Raw genomic sequence first — 19,652 nt, 5'->3', positions numbered from 1 at the left:
TGCGGGTTAATAAATCAAACCTATAATAGGCTTTTACGTTGATTCGATGGTGGTATTGAGAGTGACTCCCGATACTTAGCAATGGTACGTCTGGCAACTTTGATGCCTTGATCCGCTAAAACATCGGCCATTTTACTGTCGCTTAGAGGTTTAGCTGCTACTTCTGCGGCGACTAATTTTTTAATTAATTCACGAATAGCGGTTGATGAGCATTCCCCGCCATTTTCAGTACTAACGTGACTTGAAAAGAAATATTTAAGCTCAAATATACCTCGTGGTGTGTGCATATATTTTTGCGTAGTAACACGAGAAATAGTGGACTCATGCATATCAACAGCTTCAGCAATATCGTTTAACACCATAGGTCGCATAGCTTCTGGGCCGTGCTCAAAAAAACCTTGTTGTCGTTGGACAATGCAATTAGAAACTTTTAGTAAGGTATCGTTACGACTTTCTAAGCTTTTAATAAACCACTTTGCTTCTTGTAAATTAGAGCGAATAAATTGTGTGTCAGTGGTTGATTTCATGGATCTAGACATCGCAGCATACTGCTGATTGACTGATAATTTAGGTGCAGTGTCCGGGTTTAATTCAACGGTCCAACGGCCATTCTTCTTTTCGACTGAAACATCAGGAATGACATATTGCTCTTCACTTTTAATAACACTATCACCAGGACGAGGGTCAAGGGTTTGAATAAGGCGTATAACTTCGCGCAGTTGTTCTTCTTTTAAGCGTAGCTTGCGCATTAATTGACGATAGTCTCGATTACCCAGTAAATCAATATGGTCTCTAACAGCTACTTTTGTTTCCGCTAACCATGGTGTGTCTTTAGAAAACTGATTGAGCTGGATAAGTAAACATTCTGGAATTGAGCGTGCTGCCACACCGACAGGATCGAAAACATTAATACGTTTCAATACCACTTCAATTTCGTCTAGTTCTAACCCTTCGATACCAACACTTTCTAAGATTTCGTCAGCAGATACCGTCAAATAACCCGCTTCATCAATCGCTTCAATAATCGCGACAGCAATGGCTTGATCGGTTTCTGTAAAAGGCGTTAATTCCATTTGCCAAATAAGGTGATCTTGAATAGAGTCTTTAGTTTCACCTTGATACGTATAGTCTTCAGATGCTGGACCAACACCACTACTGCTAGTGCCCGCACTGAAATTATCATCCCATGTTGTATCGGTATTAAGTTCTTCAGGTATATCTGTTTTCGCTAAACCTTCGGCAGAGCTAATTTCATCGATGGTCGGTGCTGAGTCTTCACTGCCATCTGAAGGTGTCACTTCATTACTGTTATTAGTACTTACTGAGAAGGCCTCTTCTAAATTATCTGGGGTATTTTCTGAAGCGTTGACTTGATTTTCATCCATCTCTAATAATGGATTACTTTCAAGTGCTTCCTGAATCTCTTGTTGTAGATCCAAGGTAGACAATTGCAACAGCTTAATTGCTTGCTGCAATTGTGGGGTCATCGTGAGCTGTTGTCCGATACGGAGTTGCAGAGTAGGACGCATTTAGTTTTTTGTTTCCCTGTGACTAATTTAGAACATTATTATTTTACTGCTAACAGTCTATTATTAACTATAGCGTGAATTGCTCGCCTAGGTATACATCTCTTACGTGTTGGTTTGCAAGAATTTGATCTGAGTTTCCTTCCGCAATAAGTTCACCATGACTGACAATATAGGCATGTTCACAAACATCTAATGTTTCACGTACATTATGATCAGTTATCAGGATACCAATACCACGGTCCTTTAAGTGTAGGATAATTTTTTTTATATCACCTACCGAAATAGGATCAACTCCAGCAAAAGGTTCATCTAGTAGAATGAACTTTGGATCAGCTGCTAACGCACGTGCAATTTCTACGCGTCGACGTTCACCACCTGATAAACTCATGCCTAAGTTGTCTTTAATATGACTAATATTGAACTCTTCAAGCAAGTGCTCTAACTTTTCTTCTTTTTCAACATCAGATAATGTTTTTCGAGTTTGTAAAATTGCCATAATATTATCGTAAACGGATAGTTTACGAAATATCGATGCCTCTTGCGGCAAATAACCAATCCCTTTACGTGCACGTTCATGCATAGGCAGTAAGGTTAAGTCTTCATCGTTTAAACTAATTGCACCATCATCATTATCGACTAGGCCGACAATCATATAAAATGATGTGGTTTTACCCGCTCCGTTTGGCCCTAATAAGCCAACAATTTGCCCTGCTGAAACTTTTAAACTGACGTTTTTTACGACTTTTCTACCTTTATAAGATTTTGCTAAGCCAGTGGCAGATAATGTTGAATTCGACATTTACTTGAGCTTTTCCTTAAGTTCTTTCGGTAATACCGCTTTAGCTTTAGGTTGCAGTACTGTTTCAACTTTAGCATTTTCTAAACTTTCAGCATTAACATACTCAGTTTCGAAATTATAAGTAATTTTACTGCCGCTCACTTCACTGCCTTCTTGACGTAACAGAGCATGACCAGAAATGACCACCATGTTCTTCGCTGGTTCATACCTAATTTCATTGGCTTGCAAATTAATTGGGCTGCCATCTTCTAAGGTTTGTTCGAATGTCGCAGGTGAGCCCTTAGCAATGTAAGTTTTTTCATTGCTTTTATCTTGTGTGATAACTTGCACCAAATCAGCATTGATGGTCAAAGTGCCTTGAGAAATAATGACATTATCAATATAACTGAAAATTTTATTTTTCAGATCTGCGGCTTGCCGATCCGAAGAAATTTTAATTTCTTGCTCAACATCAAATTTTTCGGCGTTTACTACTGGCACTAATAGAATAAGTGCTACTAAGTAAGTTAATTTAATTTTTAACGTTTTTATAAATGGTTTGTACATGTTCGGTCAATGTCATCTGTGTTGTGTTTAAGTCTACAATTAATCCTGAGCCATACATAGTAAATCCTTTACCTAATATTAGAATAGTTTGCTCTGAGCTAATTATATTGCTTTTCAAGTCCATTTCTAAATTTTTTCCATGCACTTCTTGTATTAGACTTTCTTTGTCTGTGGCAATTAGCCTGACACGATTTTCCAATCTTACACGATTATTGTTATACAAGGTGGCTTCGTTGGCGGTTACTTGCCAAGCCGGCTTACTATTTTTTGGATACAAGGTATAGCGTGGGTATTCAAAATGTGTAACTTCTAATTGCTCATAATGTTCCATACGTCGAGCTTCTACAACATATGATAAATCGCCGGCATCCTGATAAATGTCACTATTAAGGTTTTCTGCGATAAATTCTGGTTCGTTACTATTATCAAGTACACTGGTGTCGACTTCTTTGGCGCTATACCATTCGATTAAACCATAAGTGGCTATAGCGAATAGGAAAAAGGCAATTGTCGCACTGTATATTCGATTCATATGCTTGCGCCCGTTGCATCAGCTAGGGTCTTTTGGCTCTGCATGATTAAATCACAAACTTCGCGCACGGCACCAAAACCGCCACTTGTATAAGTAATATAGTCGCATATTTTTAAAATAGCTGGATGTGCATCATTTACAGCAATACTTAACCCAACATAATTAAGACATTCAAAGTCTGGCATATCATCACCTATGTAGGCAATTTGCTCTGGCCGTAAATTAAGTGAAGTAGCCATGGTTTTTAGTGCTGGTAGCTTATTTTCTTGCCCTTGGATTATATGTTTAACATTTAGCGCTGTCATGCGAGTTTGAACGATATTGGATTGTCGACCCGTAATGACTGCGACATCAACACCGCTAGCGCCTAAGGCCTTTATGCCATAACCGTCTTTCGTATGAAAGGCTTTTAGCTCTTCACCGTCATTACCTAAGTAGATACGTCCGTCAGAAAAAACTCCGTCAATGTCACAAATAAAGAGTTTGATGTTACGGGCCTTCTGCCAAATATCACTGTCGACTTTGCCATATAAACTGTCCAACGTTATAACACTCCTGATTTTAATAAATCATGCATATTCATTGCACCAACGGGTTGGTTGTTCTTATCTACAATAATTAAACCATTAATTTTTTTGTCTTCCATTATTTTTAATGCTTCTGCTGCTAGCATATCTTGCTCAGCAACATAAGGTTTTTTCGTCATGACACTAGATATCATGTCTTGATGAATATCTATCTGTGCGTCTAATATTCGACGTAAATCACCATCGGTAAATAGCCCTGCTAGGACCGTCTCATCATCTACCACAGCGGTCATACCTAAACCTTTTAGCGACATTTCAACTAACGCATCTTTTATTTTAGCATTGACGTTAACCATGGGAATTCGATCATTTTTATGCATGATATCGGCTAAACGTAGCAATAATCGCTTACCTAAACTGCCACCTGGATGTGATAAAGCGAAATCATCAGCGGTAAAACCACGAGCATTTAACAATGCCACAGCAATGGCGTCACCCATTACTAATGTGGCGGTGGTACTTGATGTAGGTGCTAGGCCTAGCGGGCAAGCTTCTTGTGAAACTTGTACACATACATGCCTATCAGCTAATTTTGCTAAGGTAGAGTCAGGTTTACCTGTCATGGAGATAAGTTTTGCGCCAATGCGTTTGATTACAGGAATAATTGCTAGTACTTCGCCGGTTTCACCAGAGTTAGATATGGTTAATACCACGTCATTTCGAGTGATCATACCCAAGTCACCATGACTAGCTTCTCCTGGGTGGACGAAAAATGACGGTGTGCCTGTGCTAGCCAATGTTGCTGCGATTTTACCGCCTATATGACCCGATTTTCCCATGCCGATTACGACTACTCTGCCAGTACAATTGAACATGAGTTCACAGGCTTTAGCGAAGTCATCATCAATAAACGCTGATAACTCAGCGATGGCTTGTTGCTCTATTTCAATGACATTCTGTGCTAGTTGCTTAAAATCTTTCATCATAATATACCGTTAGTTAGGCTTTAAGTTGGCTAAAAAGGAGGACTTGGTAACCAATATATACCGCTAGTAGTAATAAGCCTTTTGCTCGTGTTATACGAAATTTACCACTGCGGCTAAAACATAAAATGAATAATAAAAAGGTGGTAGCTAGCATGTAAGGAGCATCACGTGCAGCAGCATCTTGGTCAATGTCGCCAGGAGAAATTAACCCTGCTAGTGATAATACTGCTAAAATATTAAAAATATTTGAGCCAATAATATTCCCTAATGCTAAGTCATCTTCTTTTTTGATTATACTCATAATACTTGCCGCAAGTTCAGGTAGGCTTGTACCAACAGCAATCACAGTTAGGCCAATAACTAAATCACTGATCCCGAAAGCTTTAGCAATGAATACTGAAGAATCGACTAAAAAACTCGCACTTAATGGCAATAGAATCATTCCAAAAATTAACCAGAAGAAAGAGCGTGGTTTACTTACCGCATCAGGCACTTCTTTTTCGGCTTCAAGGACCATTTTATCGTCAATTGGGTTTTGTTTAGCTCGCTTCAATGTTACCAATAATAAAATAGCAAGATAAGAAAAAAATCCGATAATTAAAATGAGTCCCTCGTTAAAACTAAAATTACTATTAGCTAGCATATACGTAGCGATAGCAGTAATTACTAATATTAAAGGAATTTCACGCTTGATGGTTGATGAAGAGACGTACAGCGGATGAAATAAAGCGGTTAAACCTAGTACTAAGGCAATGTTGGTAATATTCGAGCCGATGGCGTTACCTACAGCAGTATCTGGATTATCTTGTAAAGAAGCAGTAGCCGCTATCATCATTTCAGGGGCGGATGAACCCATGGCAACGATAGTCAAGCCTATGATCATAGGGGATATGCCAAAGTTGCGCGCTAACGATGACGCACCAAATACAAATTTGTCTGCACTCCACACTAAAGTGATTAGTGAAAGTAATAAGATCAAAATTTGGATGAACATTCAAAGCTCCTGTTAGCTAAGGTCAATTGTATTAATTTGCGTTAATAATGAAATAAAAGAGGGATTATAAACCTATCTTTGAGTTTGATGACATGCAATTAACATTCATTTTGCCAATAAGTTTGTTTGGAAGGAAACATTATAAACATTTTCTGGGTTTTTTGGCAGGTGCATTCATCACTAATATTGATAAAGGTACTAAACCATGAAAATCACATTAAGCAAAGTAGATCTTACACTTTATTACATTTCCATACGTTTTTAGTACCAATTATTTGTTAATTTCTAATGACTGATATCTTGCGCTAGGTTAGAATTCTTCTACATAAGACAACAATAAATAATGATGCTAAACCCTATTATATGTCCGAAATTTTAGTTGATATTAAAGATATGACCTTTAAACGCGATGAGCGTGTCATTTATGACGGCATCAGTTTGTCGATTCCTAAAGGTAAAATTACGGCAATCATGGGCCCTAGTGGTATCGGTAAAACAACATTGCTACGTTTGATTGGTGGCCAAATAAAGCCTGAATCAGGGCAAATATTATTTGATGGTCATAATATCCCGCAATTATCTCGCGGTGTTTTATACGATGTACGTAAACGTATGAGTATGCTTTTTCAAAGCGGTGCGTTATTCACTGATATGAGCGTTTACGACAACATTGCTTTTCCAATAAGAGAACATACGGAATTATCTGAAGATTTGATTGAAAAAATGGTTTTAATGAAGCTCGAAGCAGTTGGCCTGCGTGGGGCTAGAAATCTTCGACCTAGTGAGCTTTCTGGTGGCATGGCACGTCGTGCTGCATTGGCTCGGGCAATTGCTTTAGATCCTGAACTCATTCTTTATGATGAACCTTTTGCTGGGCAAGACCCAATTTCAATGGGCGTTATTGTGCATTTGATTAAGGACTTAGGGCAGGCATTGGGCTTAACTTCAGTTGTGGTATCGCATGATGTTCCAGAAGTGATGAGTATCGCCGATTATATTTATATCATTGCTGAACAAAAAATTATTGGCCAAGGGACACCGGCAGAAATTTATGGGCAAACGTCACCACTAGTACAACAATTTGTCAAAGGAGATTCTGATGGCCCAGTGCCATTTCATTTTCCTGCTGCATCCTACCAAGATGAACTTATTGGCCGAGGTGATAAATAATGAAGCAAATACAAGCTTTAGGTCGTGTCATTATCAACCTAATTTCTGGCTTAGGACGAGCATTGATGATGCTAGCATCGTCGTTGTGCCATATACCTAACCCGCGCAAAGGTTTTCCTTTATTACTAAACCAACTTTATTCGGTTGGTGTTTTATCGTTAATTATTATTCTAGTCTCCGGATTGTTCATCGGTATGGTGTTGGCTTTGCAAGGTTATACTATTCTGGTTGGATACGGTGCCGAGGCAAGTCTAGGGCCAATGGTGGCATTGTCATTGTTACGTGAACTTGGCCCTGTTGTTGCTGCTTTGCTTTTTGCCGGTCGTGCGGGCTCTGCACTCACTGCAGAAATTGGCTTAATGAAAGCAACAGAGCAACTTTCAAGCCTTGAAATGATGGCGGTAGATCCATTACGACGCGTTGTTGCACCGCGCTTTTGGGCTGGCTTTATTAGTTTACCATTGCTGGCGGCAATATTTTCGGCTGTTGGTATCCTTGGAGCTCACTTAGTCGGCGTTGATTGGCTAGGCGTTGACAGTGGTACATTCTGGTCGGTTATGCAGTCGCAAGTATCATTTGAGAAAGACATTCTTAATGGCATTATTAAAAGTTTGGTCTTTGCGTTCGTCGTAACTTGGATAGCGGTTTATAAAGGTTATGCCTGTGAACCAACATCTGAAGGTATTAGTCGAGCAACAACCTCAACCGTAGTGCAGTCGTCATTATTGGTTTTAGGTTTAGATTTTGTTTTAACAGCATTAATGTTTGCGAACTAGTGATTGCTGTTATTTAGTTAAATATTTTTGAATTTGGTGGAAGACATGGTGTCGAAAAAAATAGAGTTACTGGTAGGTTTATTTGCTGCAATAGGTATTGCTGCGTTATTGATGTTGGCGTTAAAGGTTGCAGACAGTGGTATTTCTGGCAATGGTAAAACTTACCAGCTGCATGCGAAATTCGATAATATTGGTGGTCTTAAAGTGCGCTCACCCATTAAAGTTGGTGGGGTAGTGGTTGGCCGTGTTAGCAATATTTCGCTAGATGCAGAAGATTATACGCCAGTGGTGACCTTAGATATTTATGCTGAATATAATGACTTTTCAGAAGCAACATCAGTGTCTATTTTGACTGCCGGTTTATTGGGCGAACAATACGTTGGTTTACTCCCCGGTTTTATTGATGAATCAGTTGAGACTTTGCAGCCCGGTGACTTTATTGAGGATACGAAGCCTGCTTTAGTGTTAGAAGAGCTTATCGGGCAATTTTTGTTTAGCCAAGGAAGTGGTGATTAATTATGATTACTAGCGTAATGAAAAAAATTCTCTTTTGCATTGTATTTTTGGGCCTATCGACAGCAGCAAGTGCAGACGTTGATAAAAAAGACCCTTATAAAATGATTGAAACGGTTGCAGACATCACGTTTAAACGTTTTGCTAATGAGCAAAGTGCAATACGGAAAGAGCCAAATTTGTTAAAAACTATTGTTCGCGAAGAATTAATGCCTTACGTCAATTATCAATACGCAGCTTATAAAGTGATTGGTAGTAACTTTAAGAAAACCAATAAAGCAGATCGAGCTAAATTTGTGCCGGCATTTCGTGAATACCTTATTACTTCGTATGCGCAAGTTTTTACCCTGTACAATAATCAAAAAGTTGAGTTTGCACCGGCAAAAAACTTCTCAAAAGAGCGTGTTGTTTCAGTGAATACCAGCGTAATGGAGCCGGGACGTGACCCGATAAATATTTCTTTCCGTGTTCGTAAGCACAAAAAAACCGGGGAATGGAAAGCTTACGATATGGTGGCTGAAGGCATTAGTTTACTTGACAGCAAGCAAGCTGAATTAAGTAGCTTGATTCGTCAAAAGGGCTTACCTCATGTAACAGCGATGTTAAAAGAGAAAAGCACAAAGAATATCGTGTTTAAGTAGTATTGCTTAAAATTTTATTATTAGAATAACGAAAAAATAGCGTACTATGGCGTTATTGGTAGGTTGATATGATAGAAGTGCAACAATCAGAGCATAAAGCAGTTATTAGTGGCGTGCTAACACGTGCTACAATAACGCGAGCATTTGATAAAAAATATCGAAAATTGGTTGACGAAAAAAAAATCATCATCGATTTGGCTAAAGTCAGTAAAATAGACACTGCAGGCTTAGCTTGGATATTAATGTTAGTTGAATTAGCTGCCCACAATGCTTGTAAAATGGCGTTGATTAACTTACCTGAAGATTTATTGAAATTGGCAAAGCTAAGTGCAGTTGATACATTACTGCCAATACAGATGCCAATTGAAAATACCTAACCAGAACGCTATTTGGAGCAAGAAGTGGATATAAAAGATATAGAAAAACTCATTACAGATGCAGTTGAGTTAGATGAAATTCATGTTGCCTTTGATGGTTCACAATGTAAAGTGATTGCAGTAGCAGATTTTTTAGGCGAGTTAAGTCGTGTTAAGAAACAACAGACTATTTACGCCCCTTTAGCAGAAGTGATTAACGCAGGTACCATTCATGCGGTGTCAATTAAAACGTTTACCACAACCGACTGGCAACGTGAAAAAATGTTTAACTTACCACTTTAATTAACACTGACTGAAAAGAATATACCATTGGACGCATTTAAAATTATTGGTGGGCAACCACTGCAAGGCGAAGTTACAATATCTGGCGCAAAAAATGCTGCCTTACCTATTTTAATGGCCGCATTACTTTCCGAAACACCGATCACCTTTTCCAATGTCCCAAAACTAAATGATATTGAAACTACCACTAAATTATTAACGCAGTTTGGTGCTAAAACGCAATGGCTTAATGACGATAGCTTGATGATTGACGCGAGTAACATCGATCATTGTCGTGCTTCTTACGAACTAGTTAAAACCATGCGAGCGTCTATTTTGGTTTTAGGACCATTATTAGCACGCTTTGGTCATGCTGAGGTTTCATTACCCGGTGGTTGTGCAATTGGTGCTCGTCCCGTTAACCTTCATATTCAAGGTTTGAAGTTAATGGGAGCTGATATAGAAGTAGAAAATGGCTATATTATTGCGCGTAACGATGGTCGCTTAAAAGGCGCAACTATCTTTATGGATACGGTGAGTGTTACGGGTACTGAAAACCTTATGATGGCAGCAGCACTGGCTGATGGTATAACGGTTATTGAAAATGCGGCACGTGAACCTGAGATTGTTGATCTAGCTAATTGTTTGAATGCTATGGGCGCAAAAGTTGTTGGTGCAGGTACTGATACGTTAACTATCGAAGGTGTTGAAAAACTCTTTGGTAAGGAATACTCAGTGATGCCAGATCGCATCGAAACGGGCACATTCTTAGTCGCGGCAGCGGTAACGCAAGGTAAAGTTAAATGTTTAAAAACTGATCCGAAAGCGCTAGAAGCCGTGTTAAGTAAATTACAAGAAGCGGGAGCAGTTATTGCCACAGGTGATGATTGGATAGAACTTGAAATGCTGTCTAAGCCGAAGGCGGTTAATATTCGTACTGCACCGCATCCAGCGTTTCCAACTGATATGCAAGCACAGTTTGTTGCAATGAACGCTATAGCTGATGGTACTGCCACAACGACAGAAACCATTTTTGAAAACCGTTTTATGCATGTGCCTGAACTTCAACGTATGGGCGCTAATATTAGCCTTGAAGGCAATACCGCTATTAGCAGTGGTGTTGAGCAATTAAACGGTGCACAAGTAATGGCTACCGACTTACGTGCTTCTGCAAGCTTGGTTATTGCCGGCTTAGTGGCGAGCACGGAAACGCAGGTTGATAGAATTTATCATATTGACCGTGGTTATCAGAAAATTGAAGATAAACTAAAAGCACTTGGCGCTAATATTACTCGTATTAAAGCGAGCTAATATTTATCGGTTATTGCAACTTATGTAAGAAATAAAAATCCTAGCCTTAGCTGGGATTTTTGTTTATTTCATAAAATATAACTATTACGAAGGGTTATTTTTTTGGAATTTCAACTATAGTCACAGGCAATGTTAATTGCTTATTTTCTCGAGATATAGTGAAATTTAATATGGTACCCGGTGTTGTTTCAGCAATAACGTCTAAGCCCTGCTTAACACTGCCTAATTGCATATCATTAATTTGATAAACCACATCACCTGCTTGTAGACCGGCCAACATAGCGGGGCTGTTTGGCGTGATAGCATCAATAATAAAGCCCTTAAAGTTGGACATGTTATCTTTAGCATCAACACCTAACCAGCCACGTACAACTTGACCATTTTCAATTATTTTTAACATGATTTTGTGAGCAAGCTCGAAAGGCACCGCAAAGGATATACCTTGTATATTTACATTTCGATTAGCTTGGGCAAACTTGGCTGAGTTGATGCCAACTAGTTGACCATTTGAGTTGATCAACGCGCCGCCTGAATTGCCATTATTAATTGCGGCGTCCATTTGTAAAAATTGTAAATAACTAGTGCTCAAGCCACTTTGGCCTGTTGCGCTAACGATACCCTGAGTAACTGTTTGCCCTAAATTCAGGGGGTTGCCAATGGCTAATACTACATCCCCCACTTGAGACTTAAGTGTAGGGCTTTGTGGAATTACCGGTAAATTATTCGCTTGCACTTGCAGTACCGCAAGGTCAGTTAGTTCATCATAACCAATAAGCTCCGCGTGAAGCTCTTGTCCTCGCTGTAGTACAACGATAATCAAATCTGCACTTTGAACTACATGATAATTAGTCAAAATATAGCCACGTTCATGCATGATAACACCGCTGCCTAAGCGAGTTGTTACTCTAGGCTGCTGGTTGTAGCTATCGCCGGCTTGAATATCTTCAGAGTAAATATTTACTACCGCTGGGCCCGCTAATCTTACTGCTTTTGCATAGGATAGCGGTTGAACTTGTTGTTCTGATTTATTGAATACTTGCCAAAGAGATAATTTATTCTCACGTAATTCAGGCACAAGCAATAGTAAAACAACCGCAAACATTACACCATAACTAGCAGAACGAAAAATAGTTTTTAAGACACTGAGAATTTTCAACTGAATTATTTTTATTAAATTGATTTTTTGTAGACTAACATAATCTTTTGGTTCTGATAAAGTTTTGTCGAGAGTTAACCGATTATCGATGTCAATTTCGTTCTTGTTACCAATGAATGTCCATTAAAAAAGCCTGTCAATTTGACAGGCTTTTTGGTGTTTATTAGCCAGTTAGCTACAGGCTAAATTGTTCAATAACATGGTTTAACGAATCATTAAGAATAAAGAAGAGTTATCACGAACCACGTTAAGAGCAAATACGCCTTTATGGTCACTTAGGTAACTACGTAATTCACCAATATTCTTAATACGTTGGCGGTTAATTCCGTTGATAACATCACCTTTACGTAAGCCCGTTGCAGCTGCAGGACTATTCTCTGCAATGTCGACTACCGAAATACCATTGCCATTATTGTTATTTTCAAACTCAGCGCCATCTAACATACGGTGTAAGCTTGCTGCTTCAATATTTGCTGCTTCAGATTTCTTCAGTGTTACATCATATTCTTTTTCTTCGCCATCTTTTCTGATAACAGTAATTTGTATGGTTTTTCCTGCACCGATTGAACCAATTTTTCCTCTAAGCTCATTAAAGGTTTTGATCATCTTACCATTTACTTTAGTAATGACATCACCGGCGCGAATACCAGCTTCGTCAGCTGCCGAATCCGGTGTTACTTGTTCAACAAAACCACCTTGGTTTATATCAAGCTCCATCGCTTTAGCAATTTCACTATTAACGCTTCGACCTGCAACACCTAAAACACCACGTCTAACTTCACCAAATTCAATAATTTGATTGACTAAGTTCTCAACCATATTACTTGGAATAGCAAAACCAATACCGACATTGCCGCCATTAGGCCCAAGTATTGCGGTATTTATGCCGATAAGCTCGCCGCGAAGGTTGATAAGTGCGCCACCTGAATTACCACTGTTAATGGCGGCATCTGTTTGAATGAAGTCTTCATAGTTTTCGATGTTTAAACCACTGCGGCCTAAAGCACTGACAATACCTGAAGTAACCGTTTGTCCAAGCCCGAATGGACTACCAATAGCAACTGCGAAATCACCGACACGTATTTCATCAGAATCAGCGATATTAACTTCGACTAAATCATCGGCTTCAATTTGTAGTAACGCAATATCACTTGCCTCGTCACCACCAATTTTTTTCGCTTCAATTTGACGACCATCTTTTAAGGTAATTTGAATTTCATCAGCATCGTTAACTACGTGACTGTTGGTAACAATATAACCCTTGTCAGCATTAATAATAACACCGGAGCCTAAACCTCGAAATTGACGTTCTTGTTGTTGGCCTTGGCGTGGCTTACCAAAGAAAAATTTAAAGGCGTCAGGCACTTGTTGTTTTACATCATGGGTGCCGCGAACTGAAATTAACACGACTCCCGGTGTTACGTTTTCAAGCATAGGAGCTAGGCTCGGCATGCTTTGTCCATTTACAACATGAGGTAATGCAGCTTGCACTGGGAGGCTTGCCATCGCAATTGTGCTGGAAAGTAACACGGTATTAACTAAAACTGATAAATTTTTCATACAACAGAAAACTCCTAATTAAATAATTTATACCTATTTAAAGACATGGAATAAAAAAATTAGTTCCTAACTATTTGCTTCGCTATTTGTAACACTTTGTTTCTTATCATCAAACAAACCGCTTGGTGCGCCAGAATAATCAAGTGGTGGCTCTGAAATAACTTCATCATTTTTACGAGCATCTTTGTTGTGACGTAAGCTGACAGTTTGTGCCAACTGCTCTTGTGTTTCTTTTGAGAAAAATGGCATGTTTTCAATATTTTCAGGCGTTGCTTGTTGCAACAATTGTGTGCTTTGCGCCATTTGTGTCATAGCGATTTGGCAAGTATGATTCATTTGATCAAGCAGTTTTGCTGAGTTTTCAAGATGTTCTGCAACATCAAGTTTATATTGTGCTAATTCTGATTCAGTTTGGCTGGCTTTTTCTGCCAATTTTTGAGTTTCTTGAGATGATGAAAAAAGTGCTTTGTTAGCAAAAAAACCGACGATTGCGCCAACGATAAATAGACCTAGTCCTAAAACAACATTCATATTATTGTACCTTCATTGTATTCATGGAAAAAATTAGAGAAAATAACCTTCAATTCAATATAACGTGCTTCACGCCACTTAACTAGTGAATATATTTGCAAAAAACTAATTTTCAAGTGTAGTTTGCGCAAACGTTATTGAAAAACAAAATAAGTTGCTAACTAAACGGTTGTTAAATGATTAAATTATCCCCTATTGATAAGTATACCCAAGATTTAACGCGAGATGATTTTCTCTTTGACGCAGCACAAGAAAATGCGGTGAAGAATCTACAGCGATTGTATGAAGATTTAGTGAATAAGCCTTTACCTGTAAAGGGGTTTAAAAAAGTACTAAATCGTTGGAAACGTGTTGTTGCGAAATCAGAGCAAAAAACCATTACCGGCATATATTTTTGGGGTGGGGTTGGTAGAGGTAAAACGTATCTTGTTGATACCTTCTATGATTGTCTACCGTTTGAAAATAAAACACGAGTCCATTTCCACCGTTTCATGCATCGAGTACATGAAGAATTAAAAACGTTGCATGGCCAGGCAGATCCGTTGAAAATTATTGCTAAGCGTTTTGCTGATGAAAGTTGCATTATTTGTTTTGATGAGTTTTTTGTTTCCGACATTACCGATGCGATGATTTTAGGTACGTTGTTTGAAGAGTTATTTGCTCATAATGTCACGTTAGTTGCCACGTCAAATATAGTACCAAATGATTTATATCGTAATGGTTTGCAACGCGAGCGTTTCTTACCTGCAATTAAACTAATTAATCAGCATTGTAGTATTGTTAATGTTGATAGCGGGGTTGATTATCGTTTGCGCACACTTGAGCAGGCTGAAATTTTCCATTTTCCACTTGACCAACAAGCTGACGACAATTTAAATCATTACTTTAAGCAATTATCTACAGATGTTGGTAATCTTGGGAAGGTTATTGAAATTAATAACCGACCATTACCAACAGTGCAAGAGTCTGATGGCGTGGTGCATTTCGAGTTTTCGACGTTGTGTGAATCTGCACGTAGTCAAGGCGACTATATGGAGCTAAGCAAAGTTTATCATACAGTGCTATTAGCAAATGTTACGCAAATGGGTGCAGATAAGGATGATAGTACACGTCGATTTATTGCCTTGGTTGATGAGTTTTATGAACGAAATGTTAAGTTAATAATGTCGGCAGAAGTCGCGCTTGAACAACTATATACAGATGGACGATTAAGCTTTGAATTTAAACGCTGTTTAAGCCGCTTACAAGAAATGCAGTCACATGACTACCTAGCCAGCGAGCATTTACCTTAGTGGCTAAGTTATCATAAGCATTTCATATTTTTAACAGCTTTTTTATTGATAAAGTTAAAAGATTAAAAATTAGGCGTGATCTTTAAATAATTCTTCTGTATAATCCGCGGTCCCTACGTTACAAGAGCTTATTCTTTTTCCAGAGAATCTGCAACGGACTCGATGCTCGAAGGGGCAACAGCGTAGTCTTATAACGGATAACTTAAGATTTTCTTAGGTTATTATTTAAGTAACATTTATATAATTGGGTTTTTAATGAAAACTTTTGTAGCTAAACCAGAAAGCGTACAACGCGAATGGTTCTTAGTGGACGCCGAAGATAAAACTTTAGGTCGTATCGCTACTGAAATTGCAAGCCGTTTACGTGGTAAGCATAAAGCAGAATACACTCCTCACGTAGATACTGGCGATTACATCGTTGTTATCAATGCTGAGAAAGTACGTGTAACTGGTAACAAAGCGAAAGGTAAAATTTACTATTCGCATACTGAATATGTTGGTGGCCTTAAGCAAATAAGCTTTGAAAAGCTTATTGAAAAAGCACCAGAGCGCGTTATCGAGCTTGCTGTTAAAGGTATGTTACCTAAAGGTCCTTTAGGTCGTGAAATGTTCCGTAAACTTAAAGTTTACGCGGGTACTGAACATAAACATACTGCACAACAACCACAACTTTTGGAGCTTTAAGCAATGGCTGATAATCAATATTACGGTACTGGTCGTCGCAAGAGCTCAACTGCTCGTGTGTTCATGAAAGCTGGTAACGGTGCAATCACAATTAACAAACGTGACATTTCTGTGTACTTCGGTCGCGAAACTGCTCGTATGGTTGTTCGTCAACCATTAGAACTAGTTGAAATGTTAGAAAAGTTTGACTTTAACATCACTGTTTCTGGTGGTGGTATTTCTGGTCAAGCTGGCGCAATTCGTCACGGTATTACTCGTGCATTAATGGAGTTCGATGAAACTTTACGTAGTCCTCTACGTCAAGCTGGCTTCGTTACTCGTGATGCTCGTAAAGTTGAGCGTAAGAAAGTGGGCTTACATAAAGCACGTAAGAAACCACAATTCTCAAAACGTTAATTTTTACGTTTACGATTTCAAAAACCGGCTTATGCCGGTTTTTTTATGTCAAAAATTTGATTGGCATCATAATTCATTTACATTTTTTTTCGTAAAATTCATATTGGCAAATATCAACTTACTACTCGATAATAATTTCACCCCATATTTCCTAAGTAGTCATTAGCTTTAAAGATTTTGCCAAAATATATTTGCAATAGACATGGCAACAAACCAGTTAATGCGAATGGTTTTTATTTACTGTGTGTGATGATTAGCAATTGACTTTTATTTGCATAAACCTTTGCTGAAAAGGGGAATTGCCTTGTAAAAAACAAGGGTTTTCTTTATGATCAGAGCAATTTTTTTGTCGTTGATTTAGTCAATCAGCAATCGGCACAATTACTAGGTGAAATTCTTAGTCATGTGTTGTTGTTTTAGCTAGATAATAATTGGAGAGTTTGAATGAGCAATGCGCCCGTTAATAACGGCCGTCGACGCTTTCTAACTGCAGCTACTTCGGTAGTTGGTGGTGTTGGTGTTGTCGGTGTGGCTGTGCCTTTCATTGGATCTTGGAACCCTAGCGCTCGAGCGAAAGCTAAAGGCGCGCCGGTTGAAGTCAATGTTGGTAAAATAGAGCCTGGTCAATTAGTTCGTGCTGAATGGCGCGGTAAACCAGTATATGTTGTACGTAGAACAGATGAAACACTTGCTAGTTTAAGTGTACATGATGACCAATTGAAAGATCCAAATTCTGAAGTTCCACAACAACCTGTTTATGCGACTAACGAGTTTCGCTCAATTAAACCAGAGTTTTTGGTAGCATTAGGTGTATGTACTCATTTAGGCTGTGCCCCTACTCACCATAAAGGTGATTTCGAACAGCATGTGGCCGGAGTTAAAAATGGTTTCTTTTGCCCGTGTCACGGTTCTAAATTCGACATGGCTGGTCGTGTTTTTCAAAGTGTACCAGCACCAACAAACTTGATGGTCCCTGAACATTCATTTCCTACTGAAGATACCTTATTAATTGGTGTATCTGAAGGAGAAGCATAATGCTGAATAACTTAATGGCTTGGATCGAACAGCGTCTACCTCTAATGGATGCGATGAACAAACATGCTGCACAATATCCTGCACCAAAGAACTTTAACTTTTGGTATGTTTTCGGTATTTTGGCAAGTGTTGTTTTAGTTAACCAGTTATTAACTGGTGTATGGCTAACAATGAACTACGAACCATCAGGCGAAGGTGCATTTGCTTCTGTAGAATACATCATGCGTGATGTCGACTACGGTTGGTTATTACGTTATATGCATTCAACGGGTGCCTCAGCATTCTTTATCGTTGTTTATATGCATATGTTCCGTGGCATGATGTACGGTTCTTACCAGAAACCTCGCGAGTTATTGTGGTTATTTGGTATGTTAATTTTCTTAGTGTTAATGGCTGAAGCATTTATGGGCTACTTATTACCTTGGGGTAATATGTCGTACTGGGGTGCACAAGTAATTATCTCTATCTTTGGTGCGATACCAGTGATTGGTGATGACTTAACGCTTTGGATACGTGGTGATTATGTTATCTCCGGTGCTACGCTAAACCGTTTCTTTGCATTGCATGTTATTGCCTTGCCATTAGTGTTGGTTGTGTTAGTTTTCTTACACATTTTAGCGTTACATGAGGTTGGTTCAAACAACCCAGATGGTACTAATATCAAGAAGCCTAAAGGCAGTGTACCTCTTGAGGAGCAAAGCAAATTTACTTTCCACGAACAATACACTAAGAAATACGATATTGTTGATGCGATACCTTTCCACCCATATTATACGGTGAAAGATTTAGTTGCTGTTGTTATCTTCCTAATTGGCTTCTGCTGGGTTATGTTCTTCGCACCAGAAGGTGGTGGCTACTTTATGGAAGCGCCAAACTTTGAACCTGCTAACGGTTTGAAAACACCAGAGCACATTGCTCCTGTATGGTATTTTGGCCCGTTCTATACGATTTTACGTATTATTCCTGACAAGCTTCTAGGTGCTGTAGGTATGTTTGGTGCAATTGTCGCATTATTCTTATTGCCTTGGTTCGACCGTGGCACTGTTAAGTCATTACGTTTCCGTTGTACTGCTCATACGGTAAACCTTGTGCAATTTGCAATTTGTTTCATCGTGCTTGGTGCGCTAGGTACATTACCTGCAACACCGTTAAATAACATGATTGGTATCGTTGCGAGTTTCGGTTATTTTGGTTTCTTTGTTGCGCTGTGGGTTTACAGTAAAAACGAGAAAACGAAACCAGTTCCAGAGAGGGTTACAGGAAAATGAAAAAACTTATTTTAGCAGTTTTAGCTGTACTCCCTATGCTAGCTGTAGCATCTGGTCCTAGCTTACATTTAGACAAGGCAAACAATGATTTAAGCGATAAAGCATCACTAAAACGTGGCTTCGAAGCTTATATTAATAATTGCTTAGCTTGTCATGAACTGAAATATCAGCGTTACAATCGTACTTTTGCTGATTTAAACATTTCTGATGCAGATGGCTTGGCTAACTATATGTACACTGGTGAAAAAGTTGGTGATCATATTACTAATACTATGCCAGGGAAAGAAGCCGCGAAGTGGTTTGGTAGCACACCTCCAGATTTAACACTTGAAGCTCGCTTTAGAAGCCCTGATTGGATTTACACTTATTTACGTTCTTTTTATGTTGATGAAGCACGTCCATTTGGTGTTAACAATAAAGTTTTTAAAGATGTGGGTATGCCGCATGTATTGCAAAACCTTCAAGGTGTTCGCACTATGGATGAGCACGGAAACTTAAGTGAAGCAACAGGCGGTTCAATGACAGCAGAAGAGTATGATGCTTTTGCTCGTGATTTAACCAACTTCTTGGAATATACTGGTGAGCCAAATAAACTTGAGCGCGAAAGCATGGGTTATTGGGTTATTGGATTCCTATTTATCCTATTATTCTTCTCTTACTTACTGAAGAAAGAATATTGGAGAGATGTACACTAGTTTTCTATGTTGTGTAAAACAGTGTAAACTTTAGATATTACTGGGGGCTTTGGCCCCCTTTGTTAGTTTTTTT

23 protein-coding genes are annotated in these 19,652 nt (G+C 38.8%); 13 read left to right on the top strand and 10 right to left on the bottom strand.

The genetic code is table 11. The annotated features are described in order from the left end of the window. Positions 1–20: 20 nt before the first annotated feature. The 7 genes from B7C41_RS09125 to B7C41_RS09095 form a co-directional block, all read right to left on the bottom strand. On the bottom strand, positions 21–1,529 hold the full coding sequence (locus B7C41_RS09125) for an RNA polymerase factor sigma-54 (RefSeq protein ID WP_085298466.1): 1,509 nt from the start codon (positions 1,527–1,529) through the stop codon (positions 21–23). Positions 1,530–1,596: 67 nt separating this feature from the next. Further along, positions 1,597–2,328 (bottom strand): LPS export ABC transporter ATP-binding protein, encoded by a 732-nt coding sequence (gene lptB, locus B7C41_RS09120; protein ID WP_085298465.1) that lies wholly within the window; start codon positions 2,326–2,328, stop codon positions 1,597–1,599. Further along, positions 2,329–2,874: a lipopolysaccharide transport periplasmic protein LptA gene (lptA, locus tag B7C41_RS09115; protein ID WP_085298464.1), complete on the bottom strand. Its 546-nt coding sequence runs from the start codon at positions 2,872–2,874 to the stop codon at positions 2,329–2,331. After that, a complete protein-coding gene (lptC, locus tag B7C41_RS09110; protein WP_085298463.1) occupies positions 2,840–3,406 on the bottom strand; it encodes an LPS export ABC transporter periplasmic protein LptC in 567 nt (188 codons plus the stop codon). The genes lptA and lptC overlap by 35 nt, the downstream gene beginning before the upstream one ends. Then, positions 3,403–3,954: a 3-deoxy-manno-octulosonate-8-phosphatase KdsC gene (kdsC, locus tag B7C41_RS09105; RefSeq protein ID WP_407919557.1), complete on the bottom strand. Its 552-nt coding sequence runs from the start codon at positions 3,952–3,954 to the stop codon at positions 3,403–3,405. Before kdsC ends, lptC begins: the two co-directional genes overlap by 4 nt. Continuing rightward, complete coding sequence (locus tag B7C41_RS09100; protein ID WP_085298461.1) at positions 3,951–4,916, bottom strand: KpsF/GutQ family sugar-phosphate isomerase; 966 nt, start codon at positions 4,914–4,916, stop codon at positions 3,951–3,953. Before B7C41_RS09100 ends, kdsC begins: the two co-directional genes overlap by 4 nt. Positions 4,917–4,932: 16 nt before the next feature. Beyond that, positions 4,933–5,913, bottom strand: a complete 981-nt coding sequence (locus B7C41_RS09095) for a calcium/sodium antiporter (protein ID WP_085298460.1) — start codon at positions 5,911–5,913, stop codon at positions 4,933–4,935. 363 nt (positions 5,914–6,276) lie between these two features. Between B7C41_RS09095 and mlaF the strand changes: the two genes are divergently transcribed. The 7 genes from mlaF (at position 6,277) to murA (ending at position 10,962) form a co-directional block, all read left to right on the top strand. Next, positions 6,277–7,083, top strand: coding sequence for a phospholipid ABC transporter ATP-binding protein MlaF (mlaF, locus tag B7C41_RS09090; protein ID WP_085298459.1), 807 nt, complete (start codon positions 6,277–6,279; stop codon positions 7,081–7,083). Beyond that, positions 7,083–7,859, top strand: a complete 777-nt coding sequence (mlaE, locus tag B7C41_RS09085) for a lipid asymmetry maintenance ABC transporter permease subunit MlaE (RefSeq protein WP_085298458.1) — start codon at positions 7,083–7,085, stop codon at positions 7,857–7,859. Before mlaF ends, mlaE begins: the two co-directional genes overlap by 1 nt. A gap of 45 nt (positions 7,860–7,904) precedes the next feature. Beyond that, complete coding sequence (gene mlaD, locus B7C41_RS09080) at positions 7,905–8,375, top strand: outer membrane lipid asymmetry maintenance protein MlaD (RefSeq protein ID WP_085298457.1); 471 nt, start codon at positions 7,905–7,907, stop codon at positions 8,373–8,375. Between the two features lie 2 nt (positions 8,376–8,377). Then, positions 8,378–9,013: an MlaC/ttg2D family ABC transporter substrate-binding protein gene (locus B7C41_RS09075; protein WP_085298456.1), complete on the top strand. Its 636-nt coding sequence runs from the start codon at positions 8,378–8,380 to the stop codon at positions 9,011–9,013. 68 nt (positions 9,014–9,081) lie between these two features. Beyond that, complete coding sequence (locus tag B7C41_RS09070) at positions 9,082–9,390, top strand: STAS domain-containing protein (protein ID WP_085298455.1); 309 nt, start codon at positions 9,082–9,084, stop codon at positions 9,388–9,390. A gap of 24 nt (positions 9,391–9,414) precedes the next feature. Beyond that, positions 9,415–9,672 carry a BolA family protein gene (locus tag B7C41_RS09065; RefSeq protein WP_085298454.1) on the top strand — a complete coding sequence of 86 codons (258 nt, stop codon included), beginning with the start codon at positions 9,415–9,417 and terminating at the stop codon, positions 9,670–9,672. 27 nt (positions 9,673–9,699) lie between these two features. Beyond that, on the top strand, positions 9,700–10,962 hold the full coding sequence (gene murA / locus B7C41_RS09060) for a UDP-N-acetylglucosamine 1-carboxyvinyltransferase (RefSeq protein WP_085298453.1): 1,263 nt from the start codon (positions 9,700–9,702) through the stop codon (positions 10,960–10,962). A 94-nt stretch (positions 10,963–11,056) separates the two neighbouring features. Here murA and B7C41_RS09055 read toward each other — a convergent pair whose 3' ends face one another. From B7C41_RS09055 to B7C41_RS09045, 3 genes are all read right to left on the bottom strand, one after another. Beyond that, entirely contained in the window at positions 11,057–12,118 is a 1,062-nt protein-coding gene (locus B7C41_RS09055) for a trypsin-like peptidase domain-containing protein (protein WP_235839661.1), read from the bottom strand. Positions 12,119–12,322: 204 nt separating this feature from the next. Continuing rightward, a complete protein-coding gene (locus B7C41_RS09050; protein WP_085298452.1) occupies positions 12,323–13,678 on the bottom strand; it encodes a Do family serine endopeptidase in 1,356 nt (451 codons plus the stop codon). A gap of 66 nt (positions 13,679–13,744) precedes the next feature. Beyond that, on the bottom strand, positions 13,745–14,209 hold the full coding sequence (locus B7C41_RS09045) for a YhcB family protein (RefSeq protein ID WP_085298451.1): 465 nt from the start codon (positions 14,207–14,209) through the stop codon (positions 13,745–13,747). Positions 14,210–14,385: 176 nt separating this feature from the next. Between B7C41_RS09045 and zapE the strand changes: the two genes are divergently transcribed. The 6 genes from zapE to B7C41_RS09020 all read left to right on the top strand — a co-directional run bounded on the left by zapE (position 14,386) and on the right by B7C41_RS09020 (position 19,579). Continuing rightward, on the top strand, positions 14,386–15,501 hold the full coding sequence (gene zapE, locus B7C41_RS09040; RefSeq protein ID WP_085298450.1) for a cell division protein ZapE: 1,116 nt from the start codon (positions 14,386–14,388) through the stop codon (positions 15,499–15,501). A 255-nt stretch (positions 15,502–15,756) separates the two neighbouring features. After that, on the top strand, positions 15,757–16,185 hold the full coding sequence (rplM, locus tag B7C41_RS20275; protein WP_211279504.1) for a 50S ribosomal protein L13: 429 nt from the start codon (positions 15,757–15,759) through the stop codon (positions 16,183–16,185). Positions 16,186–16,188: 3 nt separating this feature from the next. Continuing rightward, on the top strand, positions 16,189–16,581 hold the full coding sequence (gene rpsI, locus B7C41_RS20270) for a 30S ribosomal protein S9 (RefSeq protein WP_211279503.1): 393 nt from the start codon (positions 16,189–16,191) through the stop codon (positions 16,579–16,581). 444 nt (positions 16,582–17,025) lie between these two features. After that, on the top strand, positions 17,026–17,616 hold the full coding sequence (gene petA, locus B7C41_RS09030; protein ID WP_085298449.1) for a ubiquinol-cytochrome c reductase iron-sulfur subunit: 591 nt from the start codon (positions 17,026–17,028) through the stop codon (positions 17,614–17,616). Then, positions 17,616–18,884: a cytochrome b gene (locus B7C41_RS09025; protein ID WP_085298448.1), complete on the top strand. Its 1,269-nt coding sequence runs from the start codon at positions 17,616–17,618 to the stop codon at positions 18,882–18,884. The genes petA and B7C41_RS09025 overlap by 1 nt, the downstream gene beginning before the upstream one ends. Beyond that, the gene (locus B7C41_RS09020; protein ID WP_085298447.1) at positions 18,881–19,579 is read left to right on the top strand and encodes a cytochrome c1; all 699 of its coding nucleotides are present in this window, start codon (positions 18,881–18,883) and stop codon (positions 19,577–19,579) included. Before B7C41_RS09025 ends, B7C41_RS09020 begins: the two co-directional genes overlap by 4 nt. The last annotated feature ends 73 nt before the right edge of the window (positions 19,580–19,652 follow it).

It is taken from the genome of Cognaticolwellia mytili (assembly GCF_002104475.1).
Taxonomy (GTDB): Bacteria; Pseudomonadota; Gammaproteobacteria; order Enterobacterales; family Alteromonadaceae; genus Cognaticolwellia; species Cognaticolwellia mytili.
Note: the sequence above shows the minus strand (reverse complement) of the source record. Positions and strands in the feature narration are given on the sequence as shown.

Coding starts and splice junctions, on each gene's coding strand:
- B7C41_RS09125 (WP_085298466.1), bottom strand. CDS start 1,529: ATGCGTCCTACTCTGCAACTCCGTATCGGACAACAGCTCACGATGACC.
- lptB (WP_085298465.1), bottom strand. CDS start 2,328: ATGTCGAATTCAACATTATCTGCCACTGGCTTAGCAAAATCTTATAAA.
- lptA (WP_085298464.1), bottom strand. CDS start 2,874: ATGTACAAACCATTTATAAAAACGTTAAAAATTAAATTAACTTACTTA.
- lptC (WP_085298463.1), bottom strand. CDS start 3,406: ATGAATCGAATATACAGTGCGACAATTGCCTTTTTCCTATTCGCTATA.
- B7C41_RS09100 (WP_085298461.1), bottom strand. CDS start 4,916: ATGAAAGATTTTAAGCAACTAGCACAGAATGTCATTGAAATAGAGCAA.
- B7C41_RS09095 (WP_085298460.1), bottom strand. CDS start 5,913: ATGTTCATCCAAATTTTGATCTTATTACTTTCACTAATCACTTTAGTG.
- mlaF (WP_085298459.1), top strand. CDS start 6,277: ATGTCCGAAATTTTAGTTGATATTAAAGATATGACCTTTAAACGCGAT.
- mlaE (WP_085298458.1), top strand. CDS start 7,083: ATGAAGCAAATACAAGCTTTAGGTCGTGTCATTATCAACCTAATTTCT.
- mlaD (WP_085298457.1), top strand. CDS start 7,905: ATGGTGTCGAAAAAAATAGAGTTACTGGTAGGTTTATTTGCTGCAATA.
- B7C41_RS09075 (WP_085298456.1), top strand. CDS start 8,378: ATGATTACTAGCGTAATGAAAAAAATTCTCTTTTGCATTGTATTTTTG.
- B7C41_RS09070 (WP_085298455.1), top strand. CDS start 9,082: ATGATAGAAGTGCAACAATCAGAGCATAAAGCAGTTATTAGTGGCGTG.
- B7C41_RS09050 (WP_085298452.1), bottom strand. CDS start 13,678: ATGAAAAATTTATCAGTTTTAGTTAATACCGTGTTACTTTCCAGCACA.
- B7C41_RS09045 (WP_085298451.1), bottom strand. CDS start 14,209: ATGAATGTTGTTTTAGGACTAGGTCTATTTATCGTTGGCGCAATCGTC.
- zapE (WP_085298450.1), top strand. CDS start 14,386: ATGATTAAATTATCCCCTATTGATAAGTATACCCAAGATTTAACGCGA.
- rplM (WP_211279504.1), top strand. CDS start 15,757: ATGAAAACTTTTGTAGCTAAACCAGAAAGCGTACAACGCGAATGGTTC.
- rpsI (WP_211279503.1), top strand. CDS start 16,189: ATGGCTGATAATCAATATTACGGTACTGGTCGTCGCAAGAGCTCAACT.
- petA (WP_085298449.1), top strand. CDS start 17,026: ATGAGCAATGCGCCCGTTAATAACGGCCGTCGACGCTTTCTAACTGCA.
- B7C41_RS09025 (WP_085298448.1), top strand. CDS start 17,616: ATGCTGAATAACTTAATGGCTTGGATCGAACAGCGTCTACCTCTAATG.
- B7C41_RS09020 (WP_085298447.1), top strand. CDS start 18,881: ATGAAAAAACTTATTTTAGCAGTTTTAGCTGTACTCCCTATGCTAGCT.